Origin of the sequence: Thermosynechococcus sp., assembly GCF_046299655.1 — a bacterium.
GTDB lineage: Bacteria > Cyanobacteriota > Cyanobacteriia > Thermosynechococcales > Thermosynechococcaceae > Thermosynechococcus.
The window spans coordinates 13557-35657 of record NZ_JBKBHZ010000003.1 but is presented as its reverse complement, the minus strand read 5'-3'; the positions used below and the strand labels follow the sequence as shown (position 1 = coordinate 35657).

The window sequence follows — 22101 nt, the reverse complement described above, 5'->3', positions numbered from 1 at the left end:
TTACACCTCACTGAATTTGCCTCTGCCAGAGTTTATTCTTTGTCGAACTTGCGATGATCCCCGTGGACTGCCACTTTAATCAAATAACCGTTTGCAAAAAAAATTTAGCTCAGGGTGACATATTCGCCTTGGATCTGCCAGTATTAGCCCATGGGGATGAAGGATGACCTGTTATGATGAGCCTAGAGATTTATGCCTATTGACGCAAATCTATTAATCTATTGGCGCTAATTATAGTTATTGATCCCAAGTATTTCTTTTTGGTGGAGCGAAGGAGTTGTTTGTGGCAAATTGGCCAGTGATGGAGTTTAGCGAGCGTCCCTTCCACTTTATTGGCGTTGGTGGTATCGGGATGTCAGCCCTCGCCTACATTCTCGCCAAGCAGGGCTTTAAGGTGTCTGGATCGGATTTGCGTCCCAACCGGTTGACCGAGCAGCTGGCTGAGTTGGGAGTGCGCATTTTTATTGGCCAGAGTGCCACAAACCTTGAGCAGTATCCCTTTGTTTCCCTGCCCCAAGTCATCTGCTCTAGCGCCATTCGCCACGATAACCCTGAATATGAAGCAGCCCAGCGTTTAGGCTGTCCCATTTTTCACCGCGCCGATGTGCTGGCTGCCCTGATGCACCGCCGTCAAAGTATTGCCGTTGCCGGTACCCACGGCAAGACCACCACCAGCAGTATGATTGCCTATCTGCTGTTGCAGGCTGGGCTGGATCCGACAATTATTGTCGGGGGTGAAGTGGCGGCTTGGCAGGGCAATGCCCGTGTGGGTCAAAGTCCCTACTTGGTTGCTGAAGCCGATGAGTCCGATGGCTCTCTTTGTAAATTCCATCCCCACATTGGCGTAATCACTAACATTGAACTTGACCATCCCGACCACTACCGTTCCTTAGAGGAGGTGGTGGACACGTTTCAGCGGTTTGCCAATCAAGCTCATCGAGTCATTGCCTGTGCCGATTGCCCGACGATTCGCGATCGCCTGCACCATCCGCGCCTAGTGACCTACAGCCTTCAGCGCCAAGCCAATGTGGACTACTGTGTCGATCACATTCAATACACCGCCAAGGGCACAACGGCACGGGTTTGGGAGCGGGGCACCTCCTTGGGGATTCTCCACTTAAATATCTTGGGCGCCCACAACCTGCAAAATGCCCTAGCGGTGATTGCTGTGGGGCGATCGCTGGGGATTGATTTTGCCACGATTGCTGCTGCCCTATTGGAGTTTCGCGGTGCCCGCCGCCGCTTTGAAGAACGCGGACAGGTGAATGGCATTCGCTTCATTGATGACTATGCCCACCACCCCAGCGAAATTACAGCGACTCTGGAGGCCGCTCGCCTTCAAGTGGGCAAGCAATCCCCTTGGCAGCGGATTGTGGCCGTGTTTCAACCCCATCGCTATAGCCGCACCCAAACCTTTTTAGAGGCCTTTGGCCAATCCTTCACTGCCGCAGATCACGTGATCTTGACGGATATCTATGGTGCCGGCGAACCCAATCCTGGCACAATTAGTGGTGCCGATGTTGCCACCTGTACCCGTCAGTATCATGCTTCAGTGGATTACTGTCCTACCCTTGAGGCGGTACAGAAGCACCTGGCACAGCTGCTGCAACCGGGAGATTTGGTTATCTTCCTGGGGGCTGGCAACCTGAGTCAACTCATTCCATCGGTGATGGCGGATCAAGCACAGATGAGTGTCTCTTCCCTGCCTGAGGCGATCGCCCTATGACCTTACGCTGCGTGCCCCACACCCAGTGCCCCCTCCAACGGCAAGTTTCCCTTGCGGCGTTGACCACCCTCAATGTGGGGGGAGCGGCTGAATGGTTTGTGGAACCGCGCAGCGTGGCTGAATTGCAAGCGGCCTACACTTGGGCACAGGCGCAGCACTTGCCCATTACTATTTTGGGGGCAGGCTCTAATCTGTTGGTCAGCGATCGCGGTGTGGCCGGTCTTGTGATCTCCACTAAGCATCTGCGCTATCTCAAAAGCGATCTAGAGACTGGACAACTGACGGTGGGTGCAGGCTATCCCTTGCCCAAGTTGGCGCACTATGCCGCAAAACTGGGCTGGCGCGGTTTGGAGTGGATGGTTGGCATCCCCGGCAGCGTAGGCGGGGCAGTGGTGATGAATGCGGGGGCCCACGGCGGTTGTACCGCGGAGCGATTGGTGTCAGCCGTGATCTTGGAACCCGATGGCACGTTGGCAGTGGTGGCGGCACGGGAGCTGGGTTATGCCTACCGCACATCGAATCTTCAGGATACGCAGCGCTTGGTTCTGCAGGCCACATGGCAGTTGGAACCCGGTTATGATCCTGCCCAAGTAAAAGCAGCAACACAAAAACACCTGAGCGATCGCCTGCGCAGCCAACCCTACGATTTCCCCAACTGTGGCAGTGTCTTTCGCAATCCCCAAGAGCGAACAGCGGGTTGGTTGATTGAGCAAACGGGTTTGAAGGGCTACCGCATTGGCCAAGCTCAAGTGTCTGAAAAACACGCCAACTTTATCCTCAACTGTGGCGGCGCAACGGCCATGGATGTCTATCATCTGATCCGCCATGTGCAAAGGGCGGTGGCCGATCGCTGGTCGGTGTGGCTGCACCCGGAAGTGAAGCTGATTGGTGACTTTGCCTAGCTGCTATGGCCATTACCCTCTGCATGATTGTGCGCAATGAGGCGGCACGCTTGCCCCAGTGTCTCGCCAGTGTGGCGGGGGTGGTGGATGAGGCGGTGATTGTGGATACAGGGTCACAGGATGCAACGGTGGCGATCGCCCGCGATTGGGGGGCACGGGTCTATGAAGTCCCTTGGGAAGAGGATTTTGCTGCCGCGCGCAATCTTGCCCTAAGTTATGTAACCACGGAGTGGGTGCTGGTTCTGGATGCCGATGAAACCCTCACTCCCGCCGTTGCTGCCCTACTGCCTGAGATTTGCCAACAGCGGAATTGGCTTGTGGTCACCCTGCTGCGACAGGAATTGGGGGTGGTACCCCCCTATACTTATGTATCCCGCCTCTTCCGCCGTCATCCCGACCTGCGCTTTGAACGTCCCTACCACGAAACCATTGATGACAGCGTTCTTGCCCTACAACAACGGGAACCCCACTGGCAAATTGCGCAAGTGAACGGTGTCGCCATTGTCCACGGTGGCTATCTGGGCGTCCAGCGACAACAAAAACTGGAGCGCGCTGAACGAATTATGCGCCGTTACCTTGAGCAGCACCCTGAGGATGCCTATCTGTGGAGTAAACTCGCCGGTGTCTATTTGGCCAGAGGCGACTTGGGGCAGGCTCAGCAGTGTTTAGAACAGGGCTTAAAGACTAAGACACTCCCGCCAGCGATCGCCCATGAACTTTACTATCAGCAGGGGAATCTGTACGCCGAACGCGGTGAGTGGCCAGCAGCAATTGCCGCCTATGAAATGGCTCTAGGAACGCCCACCCCTGCGGTGATGCATCTTGCCACCTATCTGCGGCTAGCGGAGGCCCAAAAGCAACTAAAACGCTGGGGAGACGCCCTTGCTACCTATGAGCGGGTACAACAAATCGATCCCACCTGTGCCTTGGCCTACCAAAATCAGGGGGCACTGCTGCTGCGCTTAGGACAGGTGAGTGCTGCTTTAGACAAACTGCGTCAAGCCATTAGCCTGTGGCGCGATCAAAATCCTGCAGAGGCGCAGCGCCTCAGCCAAGAACTCCAAGCCATGGGCTTGCTTTCCCCTTAGGACCACTGGGCGGCGATCGGCATTCGCCAACCGGAACCAAAGGCGCGATCGGTAATCTTTAAGCCCGGTGCCGCCTGCTGGCGCTTGAATTCGGCGCGTTGAACCATGCGGCGCACCTGCTGAACAAGGGTTAGATCGTAGCCTGCCACAGCAATCTCCTGATCCGACTGGTGGCGATCAATCATGCGGGCTAAAATGCCATCCAGAATCTCGTAGGGCGGTAGGCTATCCTGATCGGTTTGGCCGGGTTTGAGTTCCGCACTGGGGGCTTTGGTGAGAATGTGGGGGGGGATCACCCCGGAGCCTGCGATCGCCAGATCGGGAATCGGCTGCCCCTGAGCGGCCTGCTGATTTAGCCAATGGCAGAGTTCATAGACACGGGTTTTGGGAACATCGGCAATAGCGGCTAGACCACCACTCATATCACCGTAGAGGGTGCAGTAGCCTACCGCCAGTTCGGATTTATTGCCGGTGGAAATGAGCAAGTGGCCAAACTTGTTGGCGATCGCCATCAGGAGCGTGCCGCGAATGCGGGCTTGGATATTTTCCTCCGCCACACCACTGGGGGTGCCGGCAAACAGCGGCGCTAGGACTTCACTGTAGGTTTGCATCAGGGGGGCAATCGGTAAGACCTGCGTGGCAATGCCCAGATTTGCTGCTAAGTCCTTGGCATCGGTAATAGAGTGATCCGAACTGTAGGGAGAGGGCATCAACACCCCCAACACCTGTTCTTTACCTAAGGCCGCTGTAGCAATGGCCGCTACTAAGGCGGAATCAATCCCCCCACTGAGGCCAATCACCACTTGGTGAAAGCCGCACTTACGGGCATAGTCGCGCACCCCCAAGACGAGAGCTTGCCAAATTTCCTCGGGTTCACTGCTGGCGGCGGGGGCGATCGCTGTCGGTTGTAAATCTCCTCCTTCCCAGCGCAGGGGGAGGAAATCTTCACGAAAGGCCCTGGCTTGACTAACAATTTGCCCCTGACGATTGACGGCTAAACCGCTGCCATCAAAAATCAAATCATCGTTGCCCCCCACCTGATTGGCATAGATCAAGGGGCAGCCATACTGCCGAGCCGTATGTTCAATCAACGCCCGCCGCAACTGCGGTTTGCCGACACAGTAGGGCGATGCCGAAAGATTGACAATTAGTTCTGCGCCTTGCGCCACCAATTCCGCTACGGGATTGCGCGGGTAGTACCGCTCTCCCCAAAACTGCTCATTATTCCAGAGGTCTTCACAGATGGTGACGCCAATTTTCACTTGCTCCGTGGCCGTTGTTAATGTAAAGAGATTCTCGGTACTGCCGGGGGCAAAATAGCGGCATTCGTCAAAGACATCGTAGGTGGGCAATAACTGCTTGGCAAAGACCTGTTGCACCTGTCCCTCCCTCAGGAGGGCGGCACCATTGTAGAGGGGCTTTTCTCCCTTGACGCCAGCAGCAGGATTCGGTAAGACTGTACCCACTAAAACGGCCACATCAGGGGGCAAGGCAGCGGCAAGGTGGTGCAGTTCCGCTTGAATTGCTTCAACGAAGTAGCGGTTGAGGAGCAAATCCTTGGGGGGGTAGCCACACAGGGCAAGTTCAGAGGTAATCAGCAGATCCAGAGAATGCTGCCTGCGGATCTCTTGGACGGCAGTGAGGATCGCTTGGGCATTGGCTTTGAGACTGCCGACGGTGGGGTTAAGTTGCGCAATCCACAGATGCACAGCCATAGAAGATTCCTCAGGAGAGTTAGACAAAAACTAGGGGTTTATCCTTGAGGGGCGCAAAGGCCTCGCGATCGAAGCGGTAGAGAGTTGCCGGTCGCCCTGCTCCTCGGATCACTTTTTGGTGCGTATCCTGCAAAATGCCCAGTTTCAGAAGCCGTGAGCGGAAGTTGGAGTAATCAGAAAAGTTTGCCCCCAAGACTGTGCTGTAAAATTGGTAAAGATCATGGAGGGTGAAATACTCCGGCAACACATCAAAGGCCACGGGGCTATACTCCAGCTTATTGCAGAGGCGGCGGTGACCATAGGCCAAGATTTTGTTGTGGTCAAAGGCCAGTTCTGGACAGGCACTCAGGGCAAACCACTGCACTGGAGAGCCTCCCGCCGCAATCAGTTCAGCATCAGCAAAGCGCACTAAGGCAAAGTAACTCACCGAGAGATAGCGCTTGCCATAGGTGGTCTCGCGGGGATCCCGCGCCGGTTCACCAAAGGTGTACAGTTGCTCCAGATAGAGATTATTGACGCGAATTTTTTCGGCAAGGGTGCGATAGGCAGCTGCTTCCAGGGATTCCCCTTGGCGCACGAGGGTACCGGGGAGACTCCAATACCCCGCAAAGGGACCCTGTTGTCGCTGCACCAAGAGCACGAGGAGGCGATTTTGATCTGTATCTACGGAGAAAATGACGTTGTCCACGCCGACAACAAATTCCGCAAGGGGCAAAGAGGAGGCGGTCATGGCTGCGCGTAGAGTCCTTGCTGCTGAATATACTGGGCGATCGCCGGCAGGAGTTGTTGTTCATCCCGCTGTTGCCGATAGGTTGTCGAGGAGACCGCTGGCCCACGATAGTTTGCCAGTTCCATCTCGGGACACAATTGCTGCACAGCTTGCCAGTCCTTGGGATCAATGACCACGCCGGGACGCTGCAAGACCAAGAGCTTCACCTGTTTAAGGAGCTGCGCCGCCTGATACCACTGGGGCAGCTTAGCCAGAACATCACTGCCAACCACAAGGGTAAGGGGTTCACAGGGCCACTGCTGCTTCACCTGCTCAACGGAATGGATGGTGTAGGGGTGGCTGAGTTCGGGGTGATGCTCGACATTGGGGCGGTTGAGGCTGCGCACCAAGAGATTGAGCATGGTTTGGCGATAGAGCAAGGGGGTTTGCTGCCCTTTGAAGGGGTTATCGGCTGCCCACACCAACACGCGGTCATAGCGATCGCTCAACCAGCACAAAATATCCCCATGGGCGGCGGTGGGCGGATCAGCACTGGTTCCAAAAAGAGCAATGGTCATGGCCGCTGTCGTAACTGTTGAATCAGGGTTTCTAGGGCAGGGGAATAGACCACCGGCTGGGTCACCTCCAAGAGGGTTGCGGGCAATTCCGCTAGGCTGGCACGGTGGCGATCGCGAATGGTCTCCAAGGACTCTGGGGCGTAGAGGGGGCGCCCTTCCTTCATGACCAGCTGCAGGAGCGGTTTACCCCAAACATTTTCCTCACTGGCAAGGGCAAGGCAATCGCCACTGGGGCGGCGATAAATTTGCTTGCGTCCGGGTAGGGTCATTTTGCCACTGGAGACCTTCATCACCCCCTGACCATTGATCTCCACTAGTTTATAGACGCCGTTGACTGGTTCTCCCGTTACCAGCTTCGTGCCAATGCCATAGGCATCAATACAGGCACCACCTGCCATTAAACGGCGAATTTCCCCTTCATCGAGATCACCACTGGCAATGATTTTGGCTTGAGGCAGAAGTTGGCGAATTTTCTGGGAGAGGGTGAGCAGATCCCCGGAATCAATGCGCACGGCTTTGACGACAATTTCGCCGGCCGCTTGGCGCGCGGCAAGGGTGGCAACGGCAGCTAAGGTGTCATAGGTATCTACTAGCAGTGCCCCCTCTGGATAGTAGTGCAAGAACACTGTAAAAGCGTCCTGTTCGCTGCCCCTTAGGGTGGCGATCGCCATCACAAGGGAATGGGCCATCGTGCCTGTGGGGACAACCCCCAACTGCTGTGCTGCTAAGACATTCGAAGTGGCCGTAAATCCGGCGGCGAGGGCTGAGCGTGCCGCCCACAGGGACGCTTGGGGACTAAAGGCGCGTCGCGTGCCAAATTCCAGCAGATCAATTTCTTCCCCCACCAACTGGCGCAGCCGAGAAGCGCGGGTGGCCACAAGGATTTGGTAGTTAACGATATTGAGCAGACAAGTCTCTAGCCACTGCGCTTGCCACAGGGGCGCCTCAATCCGCAGTAGCGGCTCTTGGGCAAAGACAACCGTCCCCTCCGGCACTGCCCAAACATCCCCCCGAAACTCACTGTGGCGCAATAAATCCCAGAATGGCGCGGGTGAGTGCTCAAAGACCGCTAGACTTTTCAAGTAGTCAATTTGCTGGGGGGTGAATTGCACCTGTTGTAGGTATTCCAGTACCTGAGCCAACCCCATCGCCACTAAATAGGTACAGCCACGGGGCAGTCGCCGCACGCTGAGTTCAAAGCTAGCGGGTGTCCAAGCCAAATCCTCACCTGCGTAGGTGGCCACCATCGTCAATTGGTAGAGATCCGTCAGCAAACTGTAGTCACTGGCGGCCAAGGTGAAACCCGTCATGGCGCTGGGATGTAAAGGATGTTTTACTTATAGTAATTCTTACCATAATTGTCAAGGCGATGCCATTCTGCGTCATAGTCGGCCAAGGAGGTGAGCAGGGGTGCCGATCGCCAGCGTTCGATGCCAAAGCCAAGGGCACGACAGGGCTGCCATGTTTCCAAGCACTGAAAAATTGCCGTGCGGGCGATCGCCCCTTCAAGCGCAGAGGAAAAGACCAGCCGCTGCGGTTCTAAACCTTCACGCAACAGGACATTCAAGCGTTCTGGAGAGCCAAACAGCGCTGGCTTAATCACAAAGAGTCCCGGCCAGCCCCGCTCTAACCAATGTTGCACTTCAGTTGCACTCACGACACTCTCATCGAGGGCGATCGCCGTTGTCACCGTCTGGGCAAGGGTCAGTAGAGCTTGCCACTGGTCAGGGGGTAGCGGTTGCTCCACATACTCAATTTTGCCGTTCCCATGGCGATCGAGCCAAGCAAACCAGCGTTCTGCGGTGGCTAAATCCCAGCCGCCGTTGGCATCAAGGCGTAATTTCGCGACTTGGGGCAGTGCTGCCAGTAACGTCGTCAGGATGCCTTGTTCCTCCTCTGGGGACAGGACAGCCACTTTCCACTTGAAGGTGGTATATCCCTGCTGCCAAGACTGCTGCCACTGCTCAAGGGCGACCCGACCACTGCCTAAAAGGGCGCAGATTGGCCAAGGGCGTAGCCGATAGGGAAGTTGCCCGACACTCTGCCATGCTGTGACAAACCCAAACTGGGCAGCGGGTAACGCCTCGGGAATGGTGGCAATGATCTCTGGGGTAAGGTGAGGCGGCAGTTGCTGACACAGGGCAATATCAACACTGAGGGTTTCGCTGCCCCAGCCAGGTAGGGGGGCAATTTCACCGTAGCCCACTTGGCCGTCGTCAGTTTCTAAACGCAGGAGAATGCCTTGGCGCGATCGCCAAATCCCCTGTGCTGTTGCCAAGGGTTCCCGAAGGGGTTCCTCATAGATACGCCACTGCCAGTGCACCCCTGGCCCCCACTAAACCCGTTCGAGGGTTGCCTCTAGTAAATGTTTGAGCCTATGGCTGTTGTGAATACCGCTGAGGAGGGTGTAGTGATTGGCGTCCAGTTGCCAGTAGTGCTCAAAGCCCGCACAGCGGTTGGCATCCCCCAGCAAAATAAAGTGCTGCACGATCGCATGGGGGGTAATCCAACCCTCCCCTTCTAGCCGACCAAAGAGGCTGTGTTGGAGCACATAGGTAAACACCTGCTCATCCAGTTCCAACTTCCCCCGCGACTGCAACACTAATTCTGGCTTCTCTTGGTCGGGAAATGTGATCTTGGCAGCCATGGAAAACCAGTCATCTTGACCGCAAGAGACAAGAATCCTCCCTGTCACTGGCATGGGTTCTTGATTGACCTCTCGCCACGTACCCTTCAGCAGCCACCGTCCCCCATCAACTAAAAATGTATGATTCACGTTTCTCATATCCCCAATGGCTGTCCTGATTGTATCTTTCCCTAATTTGTAGGGGTAGAGATCAGCAGGAATTTTTGCTAATTTCTCCAGCCTGCGCGGGCGATCGCTATGATCAAAGAATGTCTTGGTTGCCTTTATCTGGGAATTGACTGAATGCAGCGTCCTTGGCAACTCTATCCTTCTGACCCGGCCCCCTTAGACTTCATTGAGGAAGTGAAGAGGCTCCACTCCGATGCAGGTGCCATCACTGCTCAGTTACTTTGGCAGCGGGGCTATCGTGATCTTCAGCAAGTACTCCCTTTCTTAGATTGGCGCTACTACGAGTCAGCCTCCCCTAACGAGTTTCCAGACATGCGCGTTGCCCTAGAGCGCCTGCAACAGGCCTTCGATCAACAGGAAAAGGTTGCCATCTGGGGAGACTTCGATACCGATGGGGTCACAGCCACCGCCGTCCTCTGGGAAGGGCTAAAACCAGTTTTGGGGGCGCAATTGGTGGATTTTTATATTCCCAATCGCCAGTACGACTCCCATGGTCTGTCGCGCCATGGCCTTGAGGCGCTGCAGCAAAAGGGGGTCTCTCTGATCATCACCTGCGATACGGGCTGCACTAACGCGGCTGAAATTGCCTTTGCCCGTACCCTAGGCATAGATGTCATTGTTACTGATCACCACACCCTTGAGCAGACCTCTTTAGGGGCTGTGGCCCTGATCAATCCTCGGCGGTTGCCTTGCGAGCATCCCCTACATCACTTATCGGGGGTTGGCCTCGCCTACAAATTTTTGGAAGCCGTCTATGCCCAATGGCCAGAGAAAACCCAAGGGTATGCCCTAGAGAATCTCCTTGATTTAGTGGCCATTGGTCTCATTGCGGATTTGGTTGAATTGAGGGGGGAATGCCGCTACCTAGCGCAGCGCGGCTTAGAACAGCTCGGAAATCGTCAAACGCTGCGCCCTGGGATTGTTGCTCTGTTGGACTCTGCCGCCAGAACCATGGCACAGCAACGGGAGATTAGTTTTGTCCTCGCACCCCGCCTCAATGCTGTCAGTCGGGTAGAGGGAGATGTGCGCCCTCTAATCACGCTCTTGACTACCCAAGATTGGTCGGAAGCGCGGCAGTTGGCTCAACACATTAAAAAAGTAAATGAAGAACGGCAGCGGCGCCAAAAAGAGGTTGCCAAGATAGCCCATGGGAAAGTAGCGCAGTTGGATCTCTCCACCTCGCGAGTGATTCTCCTCACCGATGACAGTTGGCCATTGAGTCTGTTGGGGCTAGTGGCAAACGAGATGGTCAAAACCTATGGCCGCCCTGCCATTTTGCTTCAGACCAATCCAGAAACGGGCATGGCGGCAGGTTCAGCGCGCTCCGATGGGTCGGTGAATCTCTATGAGGCACTGCATAGCCAACGGCATTTATTGGAGGGCCTTGGGGGGCACCCCTATGCAGTGGGCTTTAGGCTGAAGATGGAGCATATTCCCCTTCTGGAACCAGCCCTCAACCAATTCTTGGCGCAGCAGGAGGGCACCGCCAGCGCCACATCGCAACCCTTGGGGATTGACTTGGAAGTGACCTTGGATCAACTCAATGAGCGATTGCTTAAGGAACTAGAAGTGCTTGCCCCCTTTGATGCCACTCACCATCCCCCTCCGCGATTGCTGGTGCGCAATGTGGAACTTACTCAACTCACAAATAATTCCCTCAGGGGTAGCAAAACCTCAAGAACCTACGTCTCTATGATGCTCAAGGATCCCCAGGGGCAGCACACCTTTCCTGCCAAGTGGTGGGATCATGAGGTGGGGGATTGTCCCAAGGGGCGCTGTGATCTGGTGATTGAGCTAGAGCAGTGGCAAGGATTCCTATCAGCCGTCATTAAAGAGCTGCGACCCAGTGCAACTAATGTCATCCAAGCGGCATCTTTTCAGTTCCTTATGGATTATCGCGATCGCCCCCACGAGGCCAGCGCCAAGGGTCTGCGGGTCGAAACCTGCCCAACATCACGGGAAAGCTGGCGCCAATGGATTCAGCGCGCAAAAAGGGAACAGCAACCCTTGATTCTGGCCTACTCTCCCCCACCAGAGCAGGACGCCCTAAAAGTGTGGCAGGAATTCCTGAGGCTGTGCCAACAAGCCAGTCAACAGGGAACAGGTCTACAACGAGAGGGGCTGCGGGAACACCTTGGCATTGAAGCGGTCACGTTGAACTATGCCCTCAATGTGCTGGAGACACTGGGGGTCAAGGTTATTCAGCGCGGAGAAGAGTTTTGCTGTGAATGGCCGCCACAGGTAAAACCTTCCGCTGATACGGCGGTGGCCTTAGAGATCTTCACAGCAGCGATCGCCGAGGAGAATTTCCGTCGTCGCTATTTCGCTGCTGCGACGCTGCCAGCCCTTCAGGAAACACACTAAAAACGGTTGACAAATCTTTTCAACCTTTTCAACAGGGAATCTAAGGAACACACACGAGCCGACCCAGGAAACACACTGGCCATCAACATGGATTGAGAGAAGAAGAGCGATCGCTCTGAGGAGGGCCTCAGTCTGGTTACCCACCACGTGCCTCGGGGCAGCGCCTGCAACCGTACTTTTATGCTCCCACGGGCGACTTTAGCTGCCTACCGTGTTTCTACTTAAGTTTGACGACCTTAAGGGAGAAGAAATTCTCGCGAAGATTCCGTAAAAACACGGATGCCTAGACGTACATCGCCTCCATGAGGGCATCACTCATTGTGACGTTGGTGGCCACACTTTGAATATCGTCGAGATTTTCAATGGCATCCATGAGCTTAAGGACACGCCGTGCCGTCTCTTCATCAGTGATTTCTACGGTATTCATTGGAACCCAGCGACTTTCAGTGTCGAGAACGGTGTAGCCGTGTTTTTTGAGAGTTTCGCTGACCGTTTCAAGGGCGGGTATGGGACAGCGCACTTCCGCCACCCCCTCTAGGATTTCGTAGGTCTCCACATCAGCGGCCAGTAGTGCTGCGAGGAAGGCTTCCTCATCTATTGGGGCAGCAACGGTAACAATGCCCCACTGCTCAAACATCCAGCCGACACAGCCCGTTTCACCGAGATTGCCGCCATGTTTGTTAAAGGCGGCTCGCAGATCCGCCGCCGTGCGATTGCGATTATCCGTCAGGGCTTCCATCAAAAATGCCACCCCCCCTGGTCCATAGCCTTCATAGCGAATTTCCTCGAGGGGGGCATCACTCTCTAGGGTACCCGTGCCCTTGGCGATCGCCCGCTCAATATTTTCACTGGGAATCCCTGCGGCTTTGGCCTTCTCTATGGCGCTGCGCAGTTGAAAGTTGCCGGCTGGATCGCCTCCTCCATGCCGTGCCGCAATAATGATCGCTCGCGATAGCCGCGCGAAGGTTTTGCCCTTTTGGGCATCCACCCGCGCCTTTTGCCGTTTAATGTTTGCCCACTTGCTGTGACCTGCCATAGGGAAAGCGCACGCAAAAAACCAAGAACAACCCCGCTGAAATCAACGGGGCAAGTCAACAGGGGAATTTTCGCGAGGCTATCTTTAACGGAAGCCGACAGCAGCTTGCCAAACAAAAGCTAAAGCCAAAAAGAGCACAGGGATGACTGGCAGCACATCCACCAAGGGATCAAAAATGGCGTAGGCTTCCGGCAGTTTCGCAACCAAAAACAAAGCATCAATCATGGTGTTTTCCCAAAGAATTCAGCGATCGCAAAAGAGCTGACAAAATACTACCATAGCCGCTGTGGCAAGAGAATGGCAATGTTGGCGGGTCCCCCCTTAGCAGAAACAGAAATTCATGACTTCTGGATGCAACAGGCGATCGCCCTTGCAGCCCAGGCAGGAGCTGCCGAGGAAGTACCCGTAGGCGCCGTGATTGTCAGTGCGGAGAATGAACTCATTGCCACAGGGGAAAACCGCCGTCAGCGCGATCATGACCCCACTGCCCATGCGGAAATTATTGCCCTGCGCCGCGCAGGTCAACGTCTAGGCACGTGGTATTTAACGGGCTGCCGCCTCTACGTGACCCTAGAACCCTGCCCCATGTGTGCTGGTGCCATTATCCAAGCCCGCATTCACACCCTCATCTACGGTGCTAGCGATCCCAAGGCTGGGGCAATTGATTCGGTGCTGCAACTTCCCCAAAGCCCAGCCGTCTTCCACCGCCTGCAGGTAATCAGGGGAGTTCAGGCCGCGGCCTGTCGGCAGCAGTTGCAAACGTGGTTTCGCCAACATCGTCAGAAAGAACGGCAATAATGCCCTTATCCCCCACGCGCTGCCGCAGGGTTTGGATGGTTTCCCCTAAAACCGGATGCCGCCAGTGGGGGGCGATCGCCGCAAGGGGCACAAGGACAAAAGGCCGCTCGACGAGTCGCGGATGGGGCAGTGTTAGTTCGGCAGTGTTGATCACGCGATCGCCATAGAGCAGCAGATCCAGATCAAGAGTGCGTGCCCCCCAATGCTCTTGCCGTTGGCGACCAAATTGCATCTCAATGGCCTGAAGTGTTTTCAGGAGCGCCCAAGGGGAAAGTTGCGTCCGGGCAATGAGACAACCATTCCAGTAGTCCGGTTGCGGGGGGCCGACAGGCACAGTGCGATACCACGGCGAGCAGGCTAAGACATCGATCCCCAGTGTTTGGGCAAGCACTTGAACCGCTGAGCGCAGTTGCCGCAATGGCTCACCAAGGTTGCTTCCGAGGGCGATCGCCACGAGGGGGGCCTCAGACGGGGATATACTTAAGTCAGTGCATTCTGCCATTGTGCCTGTGTAGAGTGCCTCTTCCTCCTCCTGTTATACCTGCACTGTTCACCTATCGCCGAAATCGTTGTGGATCTCCGCACTCTCTTTCACACTGCCACCCCAGTTATTGGTGTTGTCCACCTCCTTCCTTTGCCCACCTCCGCCCGTTGGGGGGGGAGCCTCAAGGCGGTTATTGACCGCGCAGAACAGGAAGCCACAGCCCTCGCCTCAGGGGGAGCCAATGCCATTATTGTTGAGAATTTCTTTGATGCTCCCTTTACCAAAGACCGCGTGGATGCTGCCGTCGTCAGTGCCATGACTTTAGTGGTGCAGCGGTTAAAGAATCTAGTGGCCCTGCCCATTGGCTTGAATGTGCTGCGCAATGATGCTTTCAGTGGTCTGGCGATCGCCGCCTGTACGGGGGCACAATTTATCCGCGTCAATGTGCTCACGGGAGTCATGGCCACAGATCAAGGCATTATTGAAGGGCAAGCGCATCAACTCCTGCGCTACCGCCGTGAACTGGGGCAAGATATCAAAATTTTTGCCGATGTGATGGTGAAGCACGCCCAACCCCTCCACAGTCCGAACCTCGCCACTGCGGTACGAGATACCTTTGAACGGGGACTGGCCGATGGGGTGATTCTCTCCGGTTGGGCAACAGGACACCCGCCCAGCGAGGAAGAGCTATCCGTCGCCGCCAGTGCCGCTAAGGGGCAGCCTCTCTTTATTGGCAGTGGCGCCTCTTGGGACAATGTTGAGCAGTTTGCGCCCTACGTCAACGGTGTCATTGTGGCCAGTTCTCTGAAGCGCAATGGTCAGATTGAGCAACCCATTGACCCCGTTCGTGTCAGCCGCTTTGTTGAAGCCTGGCAGCGGGCACACCACAAGATTCAGGAACTTAATCGCGCCAATGGCAACTGCCGGGGGTCTGTGAGTGAACCCTTGCCAACCATGGTTGTCCACGGCCAAAAGTGATCAGGCGATCGCCCCTATTAACTGCGTATTAACTGCGGAACATAGTGTCCAAGACCATTGAGGCTGAGGCGATAACTGCGGGGATGGGCAATCAAATAGGCTGTGCTGCTAAAAATTTGCTCTAACTCCACAAGGCCATTTTCCTTGAGCGTCCGCCCCGTTGACACCAAATCCACAATCGCCTCGGCCATACCCGTAATTGGCCCTAGCTCTACCGAGCCGTAGAGCGGCACAATGTCCACGGGCAAATCCAACTGCTGGAAAAAAGCATCGGCGCAGCGGACAAACTTTGAAGCCACGCGGCAATGGGGGGGCAAATCGCGGGCACTGCGGTAGGGGCTAGAGGCCTTCACGGCCACCGATAGCCGACACTGACCAAACCCCAGATCCGCCAGTTTGGCCACGTGGGGATTTTTTTCCCGCAGCACATCGTAGCCCACAATGCCCAACTGTGCTTGACCATACTGCACATAAACGGGGACATCTTGGGCACGTACCAAAAGGGCACGGGCACGGCCATCCTGAGAAAGCACTTGCAGTTGGCGATTTGCCGGCTCGAGGAGCGCTTCAAAATTTAAGCCCACCCGTTGGAAGTAGGCAATACTGTCTTTGAGTAGGGCACCTTTGGGGAGAGCGATTGTTAGCATGGTCTAGACACTCTGAATCTGCAAATAGGTTGCCCCATCACTGAGGGCTTCGATCTGCGGTGGCGCATCACTCTCAATCCAAGCAATATAGGGAATCTGGCGATCGCGGGCATAGGCGCGGATTTGCTCTGGCGTCAGATCGACAAGTGCCAACTCCACACGGGTGGAGCCATCCAAGCGCAGCGTTTGGGCATGGTGTAGAGCAGCAGCAAGAGCATTGCTTGTGCGGGGAACCACCAGCCATTGACTGCGGGGGGCTAATAGAGCGGCGGGGGGAATGGCGATCGCCTGCAATAGCGCCTCGACATTGAAGACAAAACCAATTCCCGGCACCGTGGCACCGTCGGGATGATAGATACTGAGCAGTTGATCATAGCGTCCCCCCTGAGCGACCAACCGCAGTTCTGTTTCCGTGGGAATCAAGACCTCAAAGATAATCCCCGTGTAGTAATCAAAGGACTGCACAAGGCTAAGATCAAGGGTGATCGACAAAGACTTGGCCACCAAGCCCAACAACTGTTGCAGTTCCGCAAAGCGATCGGACACCCCTGCCACGTCAGACCACTGCGCTAAGCGTTCCCCCACTTCCCTTGGAGTGCCCCGTAGATCAAAGAGGGCAAGGGCGCGATCGCGCCAAGGGGCGGGTAGAGCCTGCAAACTCACGCGGTCTAAATTGGCCAAGCATTGGCGTACCGTTTTTTGCAGTTCTGCTGGAAAGGGACTGAGCAACTGTTGCGTCAGGTGGGCATCCCCCACCAAGAGATAGGCCTCCTCAACCGCTAACGCCCCAAGGCACTCCTGCACCAGCCAGAGAATTTCCGCATCCGCCGCTAAACCCGTTGCCCCTAGTAGCTCTACCCCTGCTTGGAAAAATTCCTGCTGGTTGCCCAACTCTGCCCCTGTGGTTCGCCGAAAGACATTGGCTTTGTAATAGAGCCGTTGGGGCAACTGCATACCTGCCATGCGAGTCACCGCAGCACGGGCGATCGAAGCCGTTAATTCTGGCCGCAACCCCAAGGGTTCATCACCACTCCCCTGCACCTGAATGACCGTTTCTGGATGCACCGTGCCCCCTGCCGTCAAGGTTGCTAAGGTCTCAATCGTCGGTGTGATAATTTCTTGGTAGCCCCAGCTTTGAAAGACGCGCTCTAAGCGTTGCTCCAGCCACCGTTGCCGTGCCACGTCAAGGGGCAAAATATCGCGGGCACCACAGGCAGGTTGATACACCATAGTGAATTATTTTTTCCCAAAAAGACCAAAGAAGGAAGATTTCTTTTTCTCCGGTTTTGGCGGCTCAGTATTTTTTTGCTGTTGCTGGGCTTTGCGCTCCCTCTTGCTGATTGCCTCGAGTCCCTGTATGGCCATCACTTCTTGAGGATTCAGCTTCAGGGCTTGATTAAAGTGAATTTTGGCCATGCTGAGGGAGCCTTGCTGCAGATATACCTTGCCCAGCAGAGCATTGCAGCGAGCACTGCGGGGGTCAATTTTCAGGGCATCCTTCAATTCCTTGATGGCTTCCAGATAAATCCCTTTATTGAAGAGTTCCTCTGCCCGTCGGAAGTATTGCTCTGTAAATTGGTCTGTTTTGGGAGCTTCTTGAGGTGGTGTCATCCCTGTAACAGCTGCTGGTGTGGCACGCACTTGGGTTTCATCCGATTTGGCTGGAGGCGCAGGTATAGAAACCGTGGGTGTGGTTGCTGTTGGCCTACCGCCCGCCGATCGCCACAGGTAAATCAAATTCAGTTCGCTAATTTGTTCGCTAATTTTCAGGACATTGTTTAAGTCCTTGTATTGATCTTGGGCAAGGGTATTGAGGGCCTTGTGATAGGCCTCTTCAACATTCTCGGCGTTAAAGACCTCCCGTGCTAAATCAAAGGTGGGCGTTGGCACAATATTGGCCGTCAGCAGTTGCTTTTCCAGCAAGCGCAAAATAACTTGGTATTCTTCCCGCTCTTTTTCTTGGGACAGCACCTCATAGGCAGGATTCACAAACTTCGAGAGCAAATCACTGGCCATTTTTTTGCCCGACTCCTCATCACGGCTGTCGGGGTGCAAGGTCTTGGCAATTTTGAGATACCGCTTGCGGATTTCCGCGGGTGCTGCTGACAATGGAATGCCTAGGGCAGCATGGAGATCCCGTTTGGAGTTGAAGCGACCCAAGCCGTGATTGATCTCGAAGGGCATAGTCAGTGAAACCGCTGGGGCAGAACATCATTAAATTATACCTGCTGATAGAGGGGGTTGGTGACCAAAAAATTGGGTACAAGTCCCGCTCTGCTACGCACGACCTAACGGCCTACAAGGGCGACCTTTGTTGTTCTTGGATATAGGCAATCAGCGTTGCCAACGGTGTTCCGCCTACACTATCCCTTACTTGATACCCCATTCAACTAAAAAGTGTTGTATCCTGCAATAGAAGTTAAGATGTTAAGAGAAAGGTAGCTCCCGCTGCCAATCAAAGCTCCAATGAACGATGGAACACCGCCGACTCAGTTCCAGTTGCACATATCGTAGCCTACCTAATAGCTTCCTGCCAAAGTATTCAGGTATAAATCAAGACCATGTATATCTGGTTCACAACACTTTCGCGAAGCAATCCAGTCTTTGAGTTTGCGCAAAGCATAGTTATGCGCGCCTCTGCATGTCTCAAGCCACTCAAGCAATTCAGTCTGCTGCGTAGCACTTGAATAAATTCGATAAATGTAGTTCATTGTCAGCATGACTGTAGTGTACGATAAACACTGATCTTGCCCCCAGCGTAGCTTGCTGCCGCGTAGCGGTGGGGAATCGACAAGTGCTGGGAGTCCATGTAGCTCACCTTTTAGGTAGAGCGCGGAACTGATAGCTCCCTGAACCCTTTATGAGTTAGAGCAACAGGCGTAACCCAACATCTTCGATGGAACTGATCCAAGCTGCCCTGCCGGCCTTTTTGCGAGGGGCACTAAATACACTCGTTTACTGCGGTATTTCCTTTCCGCTAGCGGTATTGCTCGGCATTGTCCTCGCCGCCATGAGCACCTCACCTTTTTTGTTTCTGCGCTGGCCGGCTCTTGGCTTTATTGAACTAATGCGCAATACTCCCATGATCACCCAACTGCTCCTGCTCTACTACGGGGTCGGTGCAGTCCTAGCCCAGATGAATTTTGCGACTTGGGTGAACGCTTGGACAGCGGGGGTGACAGCTTTGGCGCTCAACTATGGCGCCTATGAAGCAGAGGTCTTTCGTGCGGGCCTGCAAGCGGTGGATGTGGGTCAACGGGAAGCCGCCCTATCTCTAGGCATGAGTCAACAACAGGGATTTGTGCGCATTATTTTGCCCCAAGCCATTCAAATTGTGATCCCACCCTTGGTCAATGACTTTATCTACATGCTCAAGGATTCCGCCATCGTCAGTGTGATTGCCGGCGTGGACTTAACCGCGGTGATGCGGGTGTGGGTGATTCGCAACAGTAGCAATCCATTTCCTCTCTATGCTTTGGCCTTAATCCTCTACCTGCTGATGAGCTTGCCGATCGCGTGGTGGGGACGGCGTTTGGAGCAGCGGTTAAAGGCTAAAATATCTTAAGGTTTGCACATTCTGGAGCCGTTTTCCCTGTGAGCGATCGCCTGCACCTGACCCACTTACCCAGTCTCACCACAGAACGGGACGGCCAAGATGTCATCCGAGGTTTGACTCAACAACCCAAGTCCCTTCCCTCCTATTACTTCTACGATGCGGCGGGATCGCGTCTTTTCGAACAGATTTGTGAGTTGCCGGAATACTACCCCACCCGTACCGAATTGGGCATTTTAGAGACTGCCGCCGGGGCGATCGCCCAGCTCACGGGCGCCTGTGAACTCGTGGAACTTGGCAGTGGGAGCGATCGCAAGATTCGTCTTCTCCTCTCGGCCTATGCCCACGTACAACCTCGGCTTTACTATCGTCCCATTGATGTCAGTGGCTCAATCCTCAAAACCAGTGCCATGGCGCTTCTTGCTGACTATCCCCAGCTTAGTATTCATGGCCTTGTCGGCACCTATCAAGTGGGCTTAGAGCACCTACCGCTCCCATTGGCCCCCCGCCGCTTGCTTTGCTTTCTCGGTAGCACCATTGGCAATCTCTCCCCTAGGGAATGCCAGACCCTTTTTCAGCAGATTCATCGGGTTCTTAGGGACGGGGACTATTTCCTATTAGGAGTGGATCTCATCAAAGACACGAGCATTTTGCTCCCTGCTTACAACGATGCCCAAGGGGTGACGGCTGCCTTTAACCGCAATATTCTTCATCACCTCAACTGGCGCTTTCAAGGCAATTTTCAGCCCACCGCCTTTAGCCATCGCGCCATCTATAACCCGATTGCGCAGCAAATTGAGATGTATCTCGATTCGCAACACACGCAGACCGTTACCTTGGCTGCCCTTGATTTTCAGTGCACTTTTGCTGCGGCTGAACCGATTCTCACCGAAATTTCCCGCAAGTTTGACCTTGTTGCCCTCAAGGCAGCATTAACGGCTGCTGGATTTCGATGGATCAACGCCTTTACTGATCCTCAGCAGTGGTTTGCCCTCTGCCTCTGCCAAGTTTAGAGCCAAGGCTCTAGGAATAGGTTAGAATCAGGGAAACCGCCTTCATAGCTCAACGTGGAAGGATTCTATGCCCATCGGAGTACCCAAAGTCCCCTACCGGATGCCCGGTGAACCCTACACCCAGTGGATTGACATCTACAACCGTCTCTATCGCGAGCGGATTATTTTCCTTGGCAAAGAAGTGGACGATGAGATTGCCAATCAAATTGTGGCGGTAATGCTCTACCTTGACTCCGAAGATCCGGGCAAAGACATCATGCTCTACATCAACTCCCCTGGTGGTTCCGTCACCGCGGGCATGGCCATCTATGACACGATGCAACATATTAAATCTGATGTCGTCACCATTTGTGTGGGCCTGGCTGCTTCAATGGGGTCTTTCCTCCTTGCAGCCGGTACCAAAGGCAAACGGTTGGCACTACCCCACTCCCGCATCATGATTCACCAGCCCTCTGGTGGCACCCGTGGCCAAGCAACGGATATTGAAATCGAAGCGCGCGAAATTTTACGGGTACGGCGACAACTCAATGAGCTATACGCTTACCATACGGGTCAACCCCTTGAAAAAATTGAGCGGGATATGGATCGCGACTTCTTCATGTCCGCCGAAGAGGCGAAAAACTACGGCCTGATTGATCGGGTGATTGAGGAGCGTGCCAACTAGTTTGCTGGAACTAGTTACAGTTACTAAGACGTTGAGGTTTACTATGGTGCAAATTGCTCCAGCGTGCCGTAAGCATTCGCCAAGTTGTATTGTAGGCATTGGCCTATCTATTGGCAGTCTCCCTCTTCTTGTGGGTGCCCTGATGACACTGGGAACGAGTCAACCCGTGCGTGCCCAAGCCGCCAGTCCGCTGCCGCCAGAAATGATGAAAACCATGGTTGAGCAGGTGAGTGACTCTCTTGCAAAGTATGTCTCAGGAGCAAGCTGTAGCGACATCACCGAGTTACTAAAGGCGCTCCCCACTGAGAGTAATAATCCCGCTCCCGATCCCACCTCGATTATTGGCAGTGTCATGCTTTCTATTCAAAAGAGTCCTGAACTGCTATCCATTGTGGCTTCGCGGGTAGGCCCCCCCCTGATTAGCAAAGCCGTTGAGTGCAATATGGTTTCCCCTGAACTCCTGCTCAAGGTGATGAGTCGATAACCATCAACACTCTAAGGAGAAGCTCATGACTTGGCGTGCCCCCACCACGGTAGCAGATCGAATTTTTGCCAGCCTAGCGTATTTGCTACCACTCTTTTACGTCATGCCCTTTGGCGGCTTTTTATTTGATCTGTTTCCGCCGCTACAAGCACTGGTGTTGGTGGTACTGCCCGTTGCCTTGATCTATTCAATTCCCTTTGCAGGGCTACTGGTTTTTATGCTGCTGTACCTGCTGGTGGTGCGCAACAACCGTGTGAGTCTCTTTATTCGCTACAACACGATGCAGGCCCTGTTGATGGGGATTGTGCTGTTTATTGTTCAACTGCTGGTGCAGCTCCTCGTTCGCGTTGCCAGTTTTGATCTACTGATTAAAGTACTCTTTAACTTTGTCTTTATCGCCACGGTAATTGGCGTCATTTATGCGGTGGTGCAGTCTGTGCGCGGCATCTATGCCGAAATTCCCACCCTCTCGGATGCCACCAAAAGCCAAGTCTTTTAGGGGATGCGAGGGAGTCCCTCATCCCGTATGATCAGAAGGTGACGCTAC

The 22101-nt window shown here is 54.5% G+C and carries 23 protein-coding genes and 1 pseudogene; 11 read left to right on the top strand and 13 right to left on the bottom strand.

The window, feature by feature from the left end; all coding sequences use genetic code 11:
* The first annotated feature begins 301 nt into the window (after positions 1-301).
* From murC to ACK4HN_RS03040, 3 genes are read left to right on the top strand one after another with little or no spacing between them, the layout of a single operon-like run.
* Positions 302-1726, top strand: coding sequence for a UDP-N-acetylmuramate--L-alanine ligase (gene murC / locus ACK4HN_RS03050; RefSeq protein WP_409869895.1), 1425 nt, complete (start codon positions 302-304; stop codon positions 1724-1726).
* On the top strand, positions 1723-2628 hold the full coding sequence (murB, locus tag ACK4HN_RS03045) for a UDP-N-acetylmuramate dehydrogenase (RefSeq protein WP_409869883.1): 906 nt from the start codon (positions 1723-1725) through the stop codon (positions 2626-2628). The genes murC and murB overlap by 4 nt, the downstream gene beginning before the upstream one ends.
* A 5-nt stretch (positions 2629-2633) precedes the next feature.
* The gene (locus ACK4HN_RS03040) at positions 2634-3716 is read left to right on the top strand and encodes a glycosyltransferase (protein ID WP_409869881.1); all 1083 of its coding nucleotides are present in this window, start codon (positions 2634-2636) and stop codon (positions 3714-3716) included.
* Here the strand turns inward: ACK4HN_RS03040 and ACK4HN_RS03035 are convergent.
* The 6 genes from ACK4HN_RS03035 to ACK4HN_RS03010 are packed head-to-tail and all read right to left on the bottom strand — an operon-like array spanning position 3713 to position 9503.
* Entirely contained in the window at positions 3713-5431 is a 1719-nt protein-coding gene (locus ACK4HN_RS03035) for an NAD+ synthase (RefSeq protein ID WP_409869879.1), read from the bottom strand. The genes ACK4HN_RS03040 and ACK4HN_RS03035 overlap by 4 nt on opposite strands.
* 19 nt (positions 5432-5450) lie before the next feature.
* On the bottom strand, positions 5451-6161 hold the full coding sequence (locus ACK4HN_RS03030) for an NUDIX hydrolase (protein WP_409850230.1): 711 nt from the start codon (positions 6159-6161) through the stop codon (positions 5451-5453).
* The gene (locus ACK4HN_RS03025) at positions 6158-6718 is read right to left on the bottom strand and encodes a nicotinate-nucleotide adenylyltransferase (RefSeq protein WP_409869878.1); all 561 of its coding nucleotides are present in this window, start codon (positions 6716-6718) and stop codon (positions 6158-6160) included. Before ACK4HN_RS03025 ends, ACK4HN_RS03030 begins: the two co-directional genes overlap by 4 nt.
* Positions 6715-8028: a nicotinate phosphoribosyltransferase gene (locus tag ACK4HN_RS03020; protein ID WP_409869876.1), complete on the bottom strand. Its 1314-nt coding sequence runs from the start codon at positions 8026-8028 to the stop codon at positions 6715-6717. Before ACK4HN_RS03020 ends, ACK4HN_RS03025 begins: the two co-directional genes overlap by 4 nt.
* A gap of 23 nt (positions 8029-8051) precedes the next feature.
* Positions 8052-9041, bottom strand: coding sequence for an o-succinylbenzoate synthase (locus ACK4HN_RS03015; protein ID WP_409869875.1), 990 nt, complete (start codon positions 9039-9041; stop codon positions 8052-8054).
* A 12-nt stretch (positions 9042-9053) separates the two neighbouring features.
* Positions 9054-9503 (bottom strand): hypothetical protein, encoded by a 450-nt coding sequence (locus tag ACK4HN_RS03010; RefSeq protein WP_409850237.1) that lies wholly within the window; start codon positions 9501-9503, stop codon positions 9054-9056.
* A 144-nt stretch (positions 9504-9647) separates the two neighbouring features.
* On the opposite strand from ACK4HN_RS03010, the gene recJ reads away from it, so the two are divergent.
* Positions 9648-11897 (top strand): single-stranded-DNA-specific exonuclease RecJ, encoded by a 2250-nt coding sequence (recJ, locus tag ACK4HN_RS03005; RefSeq protein WP_409869873.1) that lies wholly within the window; start codon positions 9648-9650, stop codon positions 11895-11897.
* A gap of 283 nt (positions 11898-12180) precedes the next feature.
* Here recJ and ACK4HN_RS03000 read toward each other — a convergent pair whose 3' ends face one another.
* Together ACK4HN_RS03000 and ACK4HN_RS02995 are read right to left on the bottom strand one after the other, a co-directional pair.
* A complete protein-coding gene (locus ACK4HN_RS03000) occupies positions 12181-12933 on the bottom strand; it encodes a YebC/PmpR family DNA-binding transcriptional regulator (RefSeq protein WP_409877217.1) in 753 nt (250 codons plus the stop codon).
* An 84-nt stretch (positions 12934-13017) separates the two neighbouring features.
* Positions 13018-13158 carry a photosystem II reaction center protein K gene (locus ACK4HN_RS02995; protein ID WP_409877215.1) on the bottom strand — a complete coding sequence of 47 codons (141 nt, stop codon included), beginning with the start codon at positions 13156-13158 and terminating at the stop codon, positions 13018-13020.
* 78 nt (positions 13159-13236) lie between these two features.
* Between ACK4HN_RS02995 and tadA the strand changes: the two genes are divergently transcribed.
* Complete coding sequence (gene tadA, locus ACK4HN_RS02990) at positions 13237-13731, top strand: tRNA adenosine(34) deaminase TadA (RefSeq protein ID WP_409877214.1); 495 nt, start codon at positions 13237-13239, stop codon at positions 13729-13731.
* Here the strand turns inward: tadA and folK are convergent.
* Positions 13652-14233, bottom strand: coding sequence for a 2-amino-4-hydroxy-6-hydroxymethyldihydropteridine diphosphokinase (gene folK / locus ACK4HN_RS02985; protein WP_409877213.1), 582 nt, complete (start codon positions 14231-14233; stop codon positions 13652-13654). The genes tadA and folK overlap by 80 nt on opposite strands.
* A gap of 69 nt (positions 14234-14302) precedes the next feature.
* Here folK and btpA point away from each other — a divergent pair, with 69 nt between their 5' ends.
* The gene (gene btpA / locus ACK4HN_RS02980) at positions 14303-15193 is read left to right on the top strand and encodes a photosystem I biogenesis protein BtpA (RefSeq protein WP_409868551.1); all 891 of its coding nucleotides are present in this window, start codon (positions 14303-14305) and stop codon (positions 15191-15193) included.
* A gap of 17 nt (positions 15194-15210) precedes the next feature.
* Here the strand turns inward: btpA and hisG are convergent, their stop codons facing one another.
* The 4 genes and pseudogenes from hisG to ACK4HN_RS02960 form a co-directional block, all read right to left on the bottom strand.
* Positions 15211-15840, bottom strand: coding sequence for an ATP phosphoribosyltransferase (gene hisG, locus ACK4HN_RS02975; RefSeq protein WP_409868552.1), 630 nt, complete (start codon positions 15838-15840; stop codon positions 15211-15213).
* Between the two features lie 3 nt (positions 15841-15843).
* Positions 15844-17070, bottom strand: coding sequence for an ATP phosphoribosyltransferase regulatory subunit (locus ACK4HN_RS02970; RefSeq protein ID WP_409868553.1), 1227 nt, complete (start codon positions 17068-17070; stop codon positions 15844-15846).
* Between the two features lie 6 nt (positions 17071-17076).
* Positions 17077-18024, bottom strand: a complete 948-nt coding sequence (locus ACK4HN_RS02965; RefSeq protein WP_409868554.1) for a J domain-containing protein — start codon at positions 18022-18024, stop codon at positions 17077-17079.
* A 395-nt stretch (positions 18025-18419) separates the two neighbouring features.
* Positions 18420-18560, bottom strand: a pseudogene (locus ACK4HN_RS02960) (helix-turn-helix domain-containing protein); the annotation flags it as partial.
* A gap of 176 nt (positions 18561-18736) precedes the next feature.
* Here ACK4HN_RS02960 and ACK4HN_RS02955 point away from each other — a divergent pair.
* From ACK4HN_RS02955 to ACK4HN_RS02935, 5 genes are all read left to right on the top strand, one after another.
* A complete protein-coding gene (locus ACK4HN_RS02955) occupies positions 18737-19405 on the top strand; it encodes an amino acid ABC transporter permease (RefSeq protein ID WP_409868555.1) in 669 nt (222 codons plus the stop codon).
* Between the two features lie 29 nt (positions 19406-19434).
* Positions 19435-20406 (top strand): L-histidine N(alpha)-methyltransferase, encoded by a 972-nt coding sequence (egtD, locus tag ACK4HN_RS02950; RefSeq protein ID WP_409868556.1) that lies wholly within the window; start codon positions 19435-19437, stop codon positions 20404-20406.
* Between the two features lie 67 nt (positions 20407-20473).
* The gene (locus ACK4HN_RS02945; protein WP_041428943.1) at positions 20474-21070 is read left to right on the top strand and encodes an ATP-dependent Clp protease proteolytic subunit; all 597 of its coding nucleotides are present in this window, start codon (positions 20474-20476) and stop codon (positions 21068-21070) included.
* A 43-nt stretch (positions 21071-21113) separates the two neighbouring features.
* Entirely contained in the window at positions 21114-21554 is a 441-nt protein-coding gene (locus ACK4HN_RS02940) for a hypothetical protein (RefSeq protein ID WP_409868557.1), read from the top strand.
* Positions 21555-21579: 25 nt separating this feature from the next.
* Positions 21580-22053, top strand: a complete 474-nt coding sequence (locus ACK4HN_RS02935; protein ID WP_409853374.1) for a Tic20 family protein — start codon at positions 21580-21582, stop codon at positions 22051-22053.
* The last annotated feature ends 48 nt before the right edge of the window (positions 22054-22101 follow it).